This is a genomic window from Arthrobacter sp. Y3221160, assembly GCF_059092585.1.
In genome coordinates this window covers 2,491,352-2,503,302 of record NZ_JBNHHU010000001.1, presented here as the reverse complement: position 1 = coordinate 2,503,302, position 11,951 = coordinate 2,491,352, and the positions used below count along the sequence as shown (strand labels likewise).

11 protein-coding genes and 1 pseudogene are annotated in these 11,951 nt (G+C 61.8%); 5 read left to right on the top strand and 7 right to left on the bottom strand.

Annotated elements, in window-relative coordinates:
* Positions 1-216: 216 nt before the first annotated feature.
* Positions 217-954 (top strand): SMEK domain-containing protein, encoded by a 738-nt coding sequence (locus AC5RWG_RS11705; RefSeq protein WP_494166985.1) that lies wholly within the window; start codon positions 217-219, stop codon positions 952-954.
* Between the two features lie 272 nt (positions 955-1,226).
* Here AC5RWG_RS11705 and AC5RWG_RS11700 read toward each other — a convergent pair whose 3' ends face one another.
* Positions 1,227-2,744, bottom strand: a complete 1,518-nt coding sequence (locus AC5RWG_RS11700; RefSeq protein WP_494166984.1) for a helix-turn-helix domain-containing protein — start codon at positions 2,742-2,744, stop codon at positions 1,227-1,229.
* Positions 2,745-2,872: 128 nt separating this feature from the next.
* On the opposite strand from AC5RWG_RS11700, the gene aceA reads away from it, so the two are divergent.
* The gene (gene aceA / locus AC5RWG_RS11695) at positions 2,873-4,189 is read left to right on the top strand and encodes an isocitrate lyase (protein WP_494166983.1); all 1,317 of its coding nucleotides are present in this window, start codon (positions 2,873-2,875) and stop codon (positions 4,187-4,189) included.
* A gap of 196 nt (positions 4,190-4,385) precedes the next feature.
* Positions 4,386-6,026, top strand: coding sequence for a malate synthase A (gene aceB / locus AC5RWG_RS11690; protein ID WP_494166982.1), 1,641 nt, complete (start codon positions 4,386-4,388; stop codon positions 6,024-6,026).
* A gap of 223 nt (positions 6,027-6,249) precedes the next feature.
* On the opposite strand, the gene AC5RWG_RS11685 is transcribed toward aceB, so the two are convergent.
* Positions 6,250-6,591 (bottom strand): YciI family protein, encoded by a 342-nt coding sequence (locus AC5RWG_RS11685; RefSeq protein ID WP_494166981.1) that lies wholly within the window; start codon positions 6,589-6,591, stop codon positions 6,250-6,252.
* 351 nt (positions 6,592-6,942) lie between these two features.
* On the opposite strand from AC5RWG_RS11685, the gene AC5RWG_RS11680 reads away from it, so the two are divergent.
* The gene (locus AC5RWG_RS11680; protein ID WP_494166980.1) at positions 6,943-7,836 is read left to right on the top strand and encodes a TIR domain-containing protein; all 894 of its coding nucleotides are present in this window, start codon (positions 6,943-6,945) and stop codon (positions 7,834-7,836) included.
* A gap of 73 nt (positions 7,837-7,909) precedes the next feature.
* On the opposite strand, the pseudogene AC5RWG_RS11675 reads toward AC5RWG_RS11680, so the two are convergent.
* A pseudogene (locus AC5RWG_RS11675) lies at positions 7,910-8,908 on the bottom strand (DUF4236 domain-containing protein); the annotation flags it as partial.
* A gap of 352 nt (positions 8,909-9,260) precedes the next feature.
* Between AC5RWG_RS11675 and AC5RWG_RS11670 the strand changes: the two are divergent.
* On the top strand, positions 9,261-9,641 hold the full coding sequence (locus tag AC5RWG_RS11670; RefSeq protein WP_494166979.1) for a hypothetical protein: 381 nt from the start codon (positions 9,261-9,263) through the stop codon (positions 9,639-9,641).
* Between the two features lie 192 nt (positions 9,642-9,833).
* Here AC5RWG_RS11670 and AC5RWG_RS11665 read toward each other — a convergent pair whose 3' ends face one another.
* The 4 genes from AC5RWG_RS11665 to AC5RWG_RS11650 all read right to left on the bottom strand — a co-directional run bounded on the left by AC5RWG_RS11665 (position 9,834) and on the right by AC5RWG_RS11650 (position 11,847).
* Entirely contained in the window at positions 9,834-10,412 is a 579-nt protein-coding gene (locus AC5RWG_RS11665) for a hypothetical protein (protein ID WP_494166978.1), read from the bottom strand.
* On the bottom strand, positions 10,409-10,657 hold the full coding sequence (locus AC5RWG_RS11660) for a hypothetical protein (RefSeq protein WP_494166977.1): 249 nt from the start codon (positions 10,655-10,657) through the stop codon (positions 10,409-10,411). Before AC5RWG_RS11660 ends, AC5RWG_RS11665 begins: the two co-directional genes overlap by 4 nt.
* Entirely contained in the window at positions 10,654-11,028 is a 375-nt protein-coding gene (locus AC5RWG_RS11655; RefSeq protein WP_494166976.1) for a hypothetical protein, read from the bottom strand. Before AC5RWG_RS11655 ends, AC5RWG_RS11660 begins: the two co-directional genes overlap by 4 nt.
* A 267-nt stretch (positions 11,029-11,295) precedes the next feature.
* A complete protein-coding gene (locus AC5RWG_RS11650; RefSeq protein WP_494166975.1) occupies positions 11,296-11,847 on the bottom strand; it encodes a GIY-YIG nuclease family protein in 552 nt (183 codons plus the stop codon).
* Positions 11,848-11,951: the final 104 nt, after the last annotated feature.

The window sequence follows — 11,951 nt, the reverse complement described above, 5'->3', positions numbered from 1 at the left end:
AGCCGTAACAAATCTGTGACAGAAACGGGCAGCAGCAACCGCATTTCGACTGCACCGATGCATGATGGAAAGGCCCTTACATCATAGTCTCTTGAACTCCTACTGCGTCACACATACCGGAGCTAATGTTCATCACGAGCGCCCCGCCATAAACGCGGGCACTACCGCCGACATATGCTTAGGAGAGACACACTCTTCAACACAAGGACGGGGCAGATGAACAAAGTCGAAGCCAGGCAGAGAATCCACCGCAATCTGGCAATTGTTCGCTATCAGGTCGAATCTCTAGACAGGAATGGCCAGACAATTTCAGACTATTGCGAAACCGCGGTTCTTGATGCCCTGAATGCTACCCATAACTGGAATCTGTTCAACCTCAATTCAACGCAGAACAACAGCCCTGCCGTTGACCTTCTAAGCGCCGATGGAACTGTAGCTATTCAGGCGACCCGCCACGCGACCAAGCAAAAGTACGACAAAACTCTCACGGCTTTACGTGCAGAGTTAAAGCGCAGCGGCACCTTGCTGTCGAACGTTCAGCATCTACACATCGTCGGAGTGACATGTGTAGAAAACAAAAAACTTTCAGAATGGTCGATCGTTCCTGGGACTAACATTAAGGCAAGACTATATTCGCTGAATAACGGGTTGAACTTGTTAGGCCTATCCGACACAGAATTGGGGGCATTAGATGACGCAATTCACAGCCTCACCACTACTACGGGTCCGGCTTTGAGATCAGATGAAGACGAGCTTCGGATCATCGTTCCTTATTTGGACCGACCTGCCATCCGTGATGACTTCGCCAATGAGATGAGCTGGGCGGACATGATGACTGCGATGCGGGATATTCGTCGGCTACTCGGGCAAGGGGCAGACAATTCCAGTCAGGGGATCACCCGACCGTACAGAACTTTCCAGCCGAGGATACGTGCCAAGTTGAAGAGCATTTAAGATGCAAGCGACCGCATATCCCACATCATAAAGTTGGGCGTCGACGCACAGGGCAGACCATCGCCGGCGGACGGACTGCTGGTCGACGGGTACAGGAAGAAAATTCGTGAAAACATCACCAGCATGTGTTTGGAGGCAAATATCGTGCCTCCAATTTGGGCGCTGACCTCCTTGCCCTCCTCAACCTGCCCGACGTGCCTGAACCCCCTCCCGTAGCCGCCCCGCACGCTGACGACGGCTAGCGCCGTGTGCCAGTAAAAACCGCTGCTACTTCACTGTCCGTCAGCATGCGCGGCCAAAAACTGATAGACCTCGGTCTCATCCACTCCGGGGAAGGCACCGGGTGGGAGTGCTGCGAGGAGGTGGGAGTTGGCGCGGGCGCTGGGCCAGGCGTTGCCGGCCCATTGGGCGGCGAGGTCGGCGGGTGGTCGGCGGCAGCAGGATTCGTCCGGGCAGTTGGAGACGGAGCGTTCGGTGGTGTCGCGGCCGCGGAACCACTTCACCTCCTTGTACGGGATGCCGATGCTCAGCGAGTACTCCCCCGACGAGTGCCGCTCCGTGATGGCAGTGCACCAGAACGTCCCGGCCCTGGTGTCCGTGTACTGGTTGAAGGCACGGAATTTGTCCGGCACGTCGAACACTGCCCGCGAGGTCCAGTTGCGGCAAACCGGCTGGCCTTCGATGGCGCCGGTGTGGTCGGCGGGGAAGTTCACGCCGTCGTTTTCATAGGCCTTGTGGATGATGCCGGAGACGTGCACCTTCTGAAAGTGGCAAGTGATGCCCAGGTGATGGGTGGCCAGGTTGGTGAAGCGGTGCGCGGCAGTCTCGTAGGAGACGCTGAAGGCGTCGCGCAGGTCCTCGATGGCGAGTTCCTTGGAGGCCTTCGCTTTTTGCAGGAAGTCCACGGTGGCGTGCTCGGGCATGAGCAGGGCGGCGGCGAAGTAGTTGGTATAGACGCGCTGGCGGAGGAAGTCCGCGTAGTCGGTGGGCGCCTGGTGACCCAGGACGTAGTGGCCGACGGCCTGCAGCAGCACCGAACGGGGGTCGTGTTCCGAGCGGTGGCCCTGGGTCAGGTAAATTCTGTTGTTCTTCAAATCCGTCACGGACCGGGTGGAATGCGGCAGATCGCTCACGTACTGCAGGCTGAAACCGAGGTGTTCGGCGATGTCCGCGGCCACGTGGTGCGATAGCGGCCCACCTTTGAACCCGACCGCTTTGAGCAGCTCCTGGGCCTGGGCCTCGAGGTCCTCATAGTGGTTGTTGCGCGAGCGCATTTCCGCCCGCAGTTCGGTGTTGGCCCGGCGGGCTTCCTCCGGGGTGGCGGCCTGCTCGTCCAGCCGGCGCTCCAGCTCATGCTGCAGCCCCACCAGTGACTCCAGCACGTCCAGGGGAAGCCGCGAGCTCACGCGGACTTTGGGCAGCCCGAGCGATTCGTACAGCGGCCCTCGCTGGTACCGTTCCAGCTCGATCTCCAGGGCGGCCCGGCGGCTGGGCGGCTCGGCGCCGAGCAGCTGGTCGATGCCCACTCCCAGCGCCTTGCCAAGGGCCTGCAGCATGCCGAGCTTGGGCTCGCGCTTGCCGTTCTCGATCAGCGAGAGCTGCGACGGCGCGGCGCCGACGGCGGCACCGAGATCGTCCAGGGTCATGCCCTGGGCCTTGCGCAGGTGCCGCACCCGCCGGCCCAGGCTGATGACGTCGATTTCGGGCTCGGAGGAGGCACCGCCGTCGTGCTTGGCGGGACGATTCCAGCTGGTGGTTGTCATTTCTTGAGAATACGAGAAGAAGTGCAAATCTTTCCAGCATTTTCCATGGATTACTTGTTGCACAGTGCGGAATAGTCGGTTTTACGAAGGATTTGCCCCGGACCGATCACCGAGGATCGGAACCTGCCGGACCCGACACCGAACAGGAGACAGCAATGACTGCATCATTTGAGCCGGCCCCGATGAACGCTGAGGAAGCGGCCAAGGCACTGGAGCTCGAGTGGGCCGCCGATTCCCGCTGGGAGGGCATCACTCGCGACTACACCGCAGCGGATGTCGTCCGACTCCGCGGCCGGGTCCAGGAAGAGCACACACTGGCCAAGCGCGGCGCCGAGAAGCTGTGGAAGCAGCTGACCGAGGAGGCCGCCGAGGGCCGCTACACCAACGCGCTCGGCGCGCTGACCGGCAATCAGGCGGTGCAGCAGGTCAAGGCCGGGCTGCGGGCCATCTACCTCTCCGGCTGGCAGGTGGCCGCCGACGCCAACCTCTCCGGCCACACCTACCCCGACCAGTCGCTGTACCCGGCGAACTCGGTGCCGCAGGTGGTCCGCCGGATCAACAACGCGCTGCTGCGGGCCGACCAGATCGAGTTCTCCGAGGGCATCCAGACCGTTGAGGACTGGCTGGTGCCGATCGTGGCCGACGCCGAGGCCGGCTTCGGCGGGCCGCTGAACGCCTACGAGCTGATGAAGTCCATGATCGCCGCCGGCGCCTCCGGCGTGCACTGGGAGGACCAGCTGGCCTCGGAGAAGAAGTGCGGCCACCTGGGCGGCAAGGTGCTGATCCCCACCGGCCAGCACATCCGCACCCTGAACGCGGCCCGGCTTGCCGCCGACGTCGCCGGCACCCCTTCGGTGATCATCGCCCGGACCGACGCCGAGGCCGCCACGCTGCTCACCTCCGACGTGGACGAGCGCGACGCCGAGTTCATCACCGGCGAGCGCACCCCCGAAGGCTTCTACAAGGTCCGCAACGGGATCGAACCCTGCATCGCCCGGGCCAAGGCCTACGCCCCGTACTCGGACCTGATCTGGATGGAGACCGGCACCCCGGACCTGGAGCTGGCCCGCAAGTTCGCCGAGGCGGTCAAGGCCGAGTTCCCGGACCAGATGCTCTCCTACAACTGCTCGCCGTCCTTCAACTGGAAGAAGCACCTGGACGACGCGACGATCGCCAAGTTCCAGCGCGAGCTCGGGGCGATGGGCTTCACCTTCCAGTTCATCACGCTGGCCGGCTTCCACGCCCTGAACTACTCGATGTTCGACCTGGCCCACGGCTACGCCCGCAACGGCATGAGCGCCTACGTGGACCTGCAGGAGCGCGAATTCGGCGCCGAAGAGCGCGGCTACACCGCAACCAAGCACCAGCGCGAAGTGGGCACCGGCTACTTCGACACCATCTCCACTGCGCTCAACCCCAACGGCAGCACCTTGGCACTGGTCGGCTCCACCGAAGAGGGCCAGTTCCACTAACGACGACGGGGCTCACCTCCGGCGCTGCGCCGGGACCCGCCGCGGCACGACCTTCCGACGGCCGCGGGCGGCCTTACGGAAGCTATTAGCCGCTTTCCGGGTCCCGGCTCCGCACCTCATCTGAAGGTCACCTTTGGGGCCCAAACCGGGCGCCGCCGTCGTACTTACAAAAGTTTTCTTGAGGAGTGAATGAGCGATGAACGATCCGATTACCTTGAACGGGATTACGTTGACGGCCCCGCCGGTGCGCCGGCAGGAGGAGGTGCTGACGCCGCAGGCGCTGGAGTTCGTGGCCCGGCTGCACCAGGCCACCGCGGCCCGGCGGCGCGAACTGCTGGTCCAGCGGGAGAACCGGCGCCGGTCGATCGGCCGCGGGCACGACCCGAAGTTCCTGCCCGGCACCCGGCACATCCGCGAGGACTCCTCGTGGAAGGTCGCTCCCCCGGCGCCCGGGCTGGAGGACCGCCGGGTGGAGATCACCGGGCCGGTGGAGAAGAAGATGACCATCAACGCGCTGAACTCCGGCGCGAAGGTGTGGCTGGCGGACATGGAGGACTCCTCCACGCCCAGCTGGTCCAACGTGGTCAACGGGCAGCTGAACCTGACTGACGTGCTGGAGCGGCGCATCGACTTCGTCTCCGACACCGGCAAGGAATACAAGCTGACCGGCCAGGCGCTGACTGACCTGCCCACCATCGTGGTGCGGCCGCGCGGCTGGCACCTGCCGGAGAAGCACATGCTGATCGGCGGCGAACCGGTGGCCGGCGGCATTGTGGACTTCGGGCTGTACTTCTTCCACAACGCCCAGCGGCTGATCGCTCAGGGCCGCGGGCCGTACTTCTACCTGCCCAAGATCGAGTCGCATCTGGAAGCCCGGCTGTGGAACGACGTGTTCATCCTGGCGCAGGACCTGCTGGGCATCCCGCAGGGCACCATCCGCGCCACCGTGCTGATCGAGACCATCACGGCCGCGTTCGAGATGGAGGAGATCCTGTACGAGTTGCGCGACCACGCCTCCGGGCTGAACGCCGGCCGCTGGGACTACATCTTCTCGGTGATCAAGAACTTCCGGGCCCGCGGGCCGCGGTTCGTGCTGCCGGACCGGACGCAGGTGACCATGACGGCGCCGTTCATGCGCTCCTACACCGAGCAACTGGTCCGCGCCTGCCACCGCCGCGGCGCCATGGCCATCGGCGGGATGGCCGCGTTCATCCCCAGCCGCCGCGACCCGGAGGCCAACGCCATCGCCATGGAGAAGGTGCACGCGGACAAGACCCGCGAGGCCTCCGACGGGTTCGACGGCTCCTGGGTGGCGCACCCGGACCTGGTGCCAGTCTGCCGCGAGGTGTTTAATTCCGTGCTGGGTTCGCGGCCGAACCAGCTGGACCGCCAGCGCGAGGACGTCACGCCCGAAGACGGTGCCCTCCTGAACATCGCCGGCACCGAAGGGACCATCACCGAGAAGGGCATCCGCACCAACCTGGAAGTCGGCATCCAGTACATCGAGTCCTGGCTGCGCGGCAACGGCGCAGTGGCCATCCACAATCTGATGGAGGACGCCGCCACCGCGGAAATCTCCCGCTCGCAGATCTGGCAGTGGATCCACGCCCACGCTCTGACCGACGACGGCGAGATCATCACCCGCGAATGGGTCCGGGAACTGCTCGAAGAAGAGTTCGCCGCCCTGCCGCGGTTCGACGGCGACCGGTTCGACGACGCCCGCGAGATCTTCGAAGAGTGCGCCCTCGGAGAAGAGTTCCCGGCCTTCCTGACGATCCCCGCCTACCAGAACTACCTGCTGGAGAAGTCGCCTGTGAAGGTGGTTGCTGCAGCCTGATCTGTCCGGCGGTTGACCGGGTCCACTAGCCAGCCCCCGGTCGGCCGCCGGCACCAAAATCTTTCCGCAGGGCCGCCAGGTCCACGCATCTTTCGCCACAAGCAGCCCGATGGTCGGGCGGACCGGCGGACCCTGCGGAAACACAGTGAATGAAAACGGCGGGTGCGGCTCTATGCCGCACCCGGCCTTTTCGCATGTTCTAGTGGACCCCGCCAGCCGAGACTCAGCTGGCGGGGTCATTGTGGAAGGCCCGGACCTCCTGTGCGCAACGGCAAGCGGCCGCGATCTTCGCGGCCCACTCCAACGCAGCATCGTACGAGGGCAGTTCCAGCACCGCGTAGCCGCCCTCAAGCTGCGTCGTCTGCGGGTAGGTGCCCTCACTCACGGCCCCTTCGCCGTCGACCATAACGGGAGGGATGCTCTCATCGATGCCGCCGCCAAACACCCAGACCCCGGCGTCCTTCGCCTCCTGAACCACCGCGTGCGATGCATCGGAAACGGCCGGCAGCTCCTCCTTCGGGACGACCATGGCGGCACTCGGAAACGAGATCAGATACTTTGTCATCGCGTCGACCCTTCTTCACAGCACGGGATGACCTGCATCCTCGCCGATGCCACCGCGCCGCACAAGGATTTCGGCGGTTCCCCGGCTAACGGTGCCCAATCACGAATTCGCCCTGGGCAGCGGTCTGCTTCTGCTGGGCGACTCGGGGTCTCGACTGCTCTGGAGGCCAATCCCACGGGGGCACACTCCCATTCCTCGACGTACGTTAGAGGGATGAATGAACAGGGAGCATTCCCGGGAACCCCAAAATTGTTAGCACACGATCAAGCAATATTCAGGCCGAAAGCACCGGTAGCATTACCAAGTGTGCATCTCCGAGGGACCCATCTATCTGGATAGGGTCTCACTGGGGTGCAGGTATTTATCAGCTGGTCAGGGAAGATGTCGCAACACGTTGCCACGGCCTTACGGACGTGGCTGCCAAAGGTTCTTGATAACAAAGTCACGCCCTTTATTTCTTCTGAGGACATTGACAAAGGAGACCGGGGCCTCAACAAAATCGCAGCCGAGCTTGAAGCAACGACGTACGGCATCATGGTCATTACACCTTCAAATCAGTATTCCCCGTGGAGCAACTTTGAGGCCGGCGCTCTAGGCAAGTCTGTCACGGGATCACGCGTGGCGCCCCTGCTGGTGGGGCTAACGGACAGCGATGTACAGGGGCCCCTAAGGCAGTTCCAGAACACGGAAGCATCCGACGAGAAGGCCGTGTTTGCATTGGTGCGGTCGCTCAATAAAGAACTACAGGACCCGTTCACCGATGGAACCCTCGAGATCTTGTTCAATGCCCATTGGTCAGAGCTGAAGGAAGAAATCGCCAAAGCGCCCACAGAAGAACAAGACACGGTGAAGTCAAAAAGAGATGATAATGATCTTCTCGACGAGGTGCTGACGACGGTTCGCTCGCTGCAGCGGGACGTGGGACAGATTCAAGCGAAGTTGGGCCATTCGAAGCTTTCCCTCCAGGAGTCGCTAGCACACGAGGTGACCGCTGTCCTGTTCGACGTACCCGGCATGAACTCCCTGCAATGGGTCGACCACGACCACGGAGTCATCGCACACGTCGCCGCTGGGTCGCCCCATTTGAATCGGGTAACCCAAACCCGTCTGCAACAGCTCGCTAAGGCCAAAGGGCAAGCTGTGACTATCAGACGCCCTGACGGCTCTGCGCTGAGTTTCGCTGCCGACGGAACCGAGACCAGAACAGCAGCCACAGACGCAGATTCCCTCGACCAGTTGATCTAGGAACGTAGGCCCCCCGATCGAGGCGCATACGGGGATCACGCAGTAACTTTTCCTAGTGCAGGGCCCCGTGGAACTATCCTTCCAGCTCGGCTAGGTGCTCCCGCAGCCCGGGGTACGCACTATTCTCGGACAGCACATTTTCGAACTCTTTACGCGCCATGCCACGTTTGCTTTCACTTAGATACGTAAGTGCTCGCTCTACCAAGGCTCTCTGCCGCAACTCTGCTGGGCGATTGCGGACCCGAAGCGCTTCCTTGAGGGATTCACGCGAAGCATCCGGAAAGCCCTGCTCCCGAAGGGCAATTCCCCGTTGGATTAGGAGAAAGGTCGCTGCTTCATCGGTGTTCGTCAGGCCTTCGGTGAGGTCGACTACTCCCTGCCAGCGCCCCATCTCAGCATAAAGTTCCGCAAGGGAAACGGCAGCGATGGTACTCGGTTCAAGTTGTTCGACAACATCCACTGCCGAATTAAGGTTGCCAACCCTCTGGTGCAACTCGGCCAACAGCAGCCCAATCAAGTCCCTGCTCAAGGGCAGAGCAACTTGCACCCCATCCGCAATGTCGAGCGTGGTCGTGACTCCAGGCAGATATTTGTTAAGAAAGTCGTCTTGCGCCGGGTCGTACTCGCTTTGGAAAAGCCAACCCATCAGATCAAGAGCCCGCTTCCAATCATCATTTGGGACCGCTCCCCAGATGGTCTCAAACAGGGTCGCGATGGGGCGTGCCTGTTCAAATTGAGTACCGACCCGCACCAACTCCACGACGCCAGGCTTCGCTAGTAATACACGATATAGTTCCTTCTCCCATTTCGCCGCAAAAATGCCCGGCGTCATCTTCGGCGGGTTCGCCTGCCCAACAGGGGCACCGCGTTTGGAGCCTTCTGCGCGGTTTGCCCTTGCAGCTCCACTGCCGACAGAGCTCACGTGCGAAACGCCGGTTCCGGGAATACCAAGCGAGCGAGTAACCCGACCGGACGAATTCGCTGAGATGCGTGCACCGCGGACGCCCGCGCTCAAACCAACGCTTTTGGGAGTGACAGTCATACGGACTCCCGGTGCAATCCTGAACGACTTGCGTAGCCTAAAGGTTCTTCTTGAAAATCAAGGTCCGTTGAAGTTTCGTACAGTCAAGTTTGACGGCTCTTGCTGCCGGAGCCGCATGAATCGGCAATTCTGGCTATACTCCAGTTTGTAGATTCCAGTAGTTGGCGGGCATCATCGAGCCGACGATGGAGCACTCAGCGCGCCGGGACAGGCAGGTGACATCCCTGCGCGTGAAGTTTCGCTTGCTCATATGGGCCGCAAAGCTCTCCACCTCGAGGTCCTGCCTTTATCGGCTCCGGTTATTGTTATACACGGCAGCGCAACAAGCGTGCTGAACACCTGCAACCACGCTCAAAGTGGTAGAGCCCATATAGGAGGTTCGATGACTGCTACGGATGCTAAGTTTTTCCCAGTGAAACATCTCAGAGCCATTTCGGTGCCCTTATTCGCTGCCGCCTTACTGTGTGGCTGTGCCCCCTCCGATCCGGAGTATTACGAAGCGCCGGAAATGGACGAGTATCATCCTGAAGAAGAGCCCGGTTGGACTCCGGATGAATCGGAGATACCAGGTTACTTCCCTGAGCCTGCAGGCTGGTCCTGTTATTACGATGAGACCTACAACTATGACTGGCACGACGATGTACTTTGCATAAATGGCGCCCAGTCCCATCGTCCTTACCTTCTCGAGGGGTATGACTTTGTCACGTACGAAGATGTAATGGCCGCCGCGGCGGATTATGAAATGTATCTCAACAGCCACTAATTTCCGTCTCAGATGTAATCTCAGAATTAGGTATAGCGCAACGGCCCGGCCCGGCAGAGACAGGAGAGGGGGGCGCACCCGGGTTCCACTCCAAGATGCACCCCCCCTTTTCGGCCGCCGGCACACCAACCGAAGGAAAGGCCCGGCGACCTGTGGGCGAGGCGCCACCATGAAAACCCCTCCCAAGTCTGGCTATTGGAAGGCTTTGACCTTCCGCACGAACCCGGCCCAAATACTGTCGCCAGCAAACTTGAAGGTGCGGCCGTTGACCCGAACGCGGATCGGCGGCCCCGAGTGCCTTTGGGCGGAGGGCGAATAGGCCTGATGCAGGATGCCATCGCTCTCGTCGCCGGGAACCACTTGCGGCAGCCCTGAAGCGGCAAGATCACGTGCCAACTGACGGAACGCCTCATCCTTGGCGAGACAGGCCCGGTACAACTCCTCCGCGGCCTTGTCAGCGGCCACGACCTTGCGGGTGAACTCCAGTTCGTCGAGCGCCGGATTAGCGGCTGCAGCCTCCACCAGAGCGTCCCGCTTGGCCCTGGCAGCTCGGGCAGCCTCCAGAACGCGGGCGGCGTCCCTTTGCCTCGTCAGCTCCTGCACGCGCAGGGCCCGCACCCTCTGTTGGGTGATCGCTTCGCTGTATGCGGCGCTGTCCAGCTCCTCACCGGCGGCAGCCTTGGCGTCCAGCTCCTTCAGCGTTGTCTGGGCCTCGACCAGCCCAGTCTGCGCCTCCTCGAAGTCGGCTGCCACCTCCTCGTAGCTCCTCATGCTGCGCCCCCTTCCGTCGGTTCGTTTTCGTCGCGTGTTGCCTGCGCTATGGGTTGCCCGCCGGTGTTGCCTTTTCGCTCCTCTGGGGCATCGCTGTCCATGACCATGAGGAGGTTCGCGCGGGCCACCTGATTGCGGGTGAGGCCGGTTGCGTCACCGATGCTCCGGAGCCAGTCGCTGAGCCGTGTGGGGGCGTGGATCGTGATGCGGTCCTTCTGCTCTGCCGTGGCCTGCTGTGCGCTCACAGGTGGCCTCCGCGGAGGAGTGAACGCAGGTCCTGCCCGTACTTCTTCTCGGTGGCCTCGACGCGCACACGCATGGCCGGGGAGTTGCGGAGGTTGCTAAACATGAGGGCTTCCTCGGCTTCCTCGCGGGTGAGGATTGGGCCGCCGGTGGCGGGTGCGCGGGTGGCCCCGGCGAACAGTGCCCGGTCCACCATGGCGTCGAGCTCCGCACGCTTCTTGTCTTCCAAGCGCTGGTCGATCGTGGCGTGGATGGTGGCCCATGCGGCGTACTTGTTCAGGCCGAGCTTCAGGGCCACCTTCTGCTGGAAGGTGAGGGGCTGGGCCTTGCTTCGGGCTGCCATCTGGACCTTGGACTGCTTGCTGATCTTCATTGCTTCACTCCTCTCCGGGGCTGTTACCCGTAGGTTCGCTGACCCGCTGGAACGCGTGGGGGACGCCGCGTTTTGGTGCTGCGTGTTGCTAATTGGTGCCATCCCCATGGCCCCGGGCGGGCTGGAGGGGCACTCCGTGAGAACCAGCCACGGGAGTGCCCTCTACTGCCCGTCTGGGCTCCAGGGTCAGGGACCCCAATTATCAGAAGGGGGCGCTTCTAATAACTCGCCTATGTGGATAAACCACTCTCGAACGCCGAACTGTGTCTATCTCGCGTCGGTGAGCACTGAGAAGTCGGCCCATATTTCCTGCCACTCAAGCAACACGGAGCCTCCCGGCTTCGGGAGTCGCAGATAGTTCACGATGGCTTGCTGCGGATACTCGCGGAGGCGGTAACGCTCCTGTCTTTTCGACATGGCCGAGTCCTTGATGACGTTGTTTAGCAGTCGATACTCGGCCTGACTCAGCATCCGAATGAGGTCTTGTTCGGCGCGTTCAGCGTCCTCGTTGGGAACCATACCTGCTATTAACACGTGGGCCTTTCGCCCAAACTTCGCAAAGTGCCACATCAGCATCTGATGATTTTTAAAGCGGGATCTGGGATTCAACGCCTGACCGACGTAAAAGGGCTTGGTCGGTGTGCCATCTAGGTTGAACATGAGCACGTAGACGTACGTCAAGCCTCCGACCGGCTTTAGGTCACGTTTGGCGTCCTCGAAGGTGTAAATGCGGCGGGCTGCTGCGCGCGCATCGGCAGCTGGATTCCCAGAGTATTTGCGCCGCAGCGTTTTCTTGCCTACTCGCCGTTCCTCCGCCATGCAGACAACCTAGCAGCGGCAACTGACTCCCTTGCTCGTACGCCTTGTTATGCAGGAGGGAGCAGGGATGTTTCCTTTAACCTAACGGTATGAGCGATGCAAAG

What these genes read in the sequence shown, in the direction of transcription:
- AC5RWG_RS11705 (WP_494166985.1), top strand. Translation starts at nt 217, where the DNA reads ATGAACAAAGTCGAAGCCAGGCAGAGAATCCACCGCAATCTGGCAATT.
- AC5RWG_RS11670 (WP_494166979.1), top strand. Translation starts at nt 9,261, where the DNA reads ATGACTGCTACGGATGCTAAGTTTTTCCCAGTGAAACATCTCAGAGCC.
- aceA (WP_494166983.1), top strand. Translation starts at nt 2,873, where the DNA reads ATGACTGCATCATTTGAGCCGGCCCCGATGAACGCTGAGGAAGCGGCC.
- AC5RWG_RS11665 (WP_494166978.1), bottom strand. Translation starts at nt 10,412, where the DNA reads ATGAGGAGCTACGAGGAGGTGGCAGCCGACTTCGAGGAGGCGCAGACT.
- AC5RWG_RS11655 (WP_494166976.1), bottom strand. Translation starts at nt 11,028, where the DNA reads ATGAAGATCAGCAAGCAGTCCAAGGTCCAGATGGCAGCCCGAAGCAAG.
- AC5RWG_RS11685 (WP_494166981.1), bottom strand. Translation starts at nt 6,591, where the DNA reads ATGACAAAGTATCTGATCTCGTTTCCGAGTGCCGCCATGGTCGTCCCG.
- AC5RWG_RS11650 (WP_494166975.1), bottom strand. Translation starts at nt 11,847, where the DNA reads ATGGCGGAGGAACGGCGAGTAGGCAAGAAAACGCTGCGGCGCAAATAC.
- aceB (WP_494166982.1), top strand. Translation starts at nt 4,386, where the DNA reads ATGAACGATCCGATTACCTTGAACGGGATTACGTTGACGGCCCCGCCG.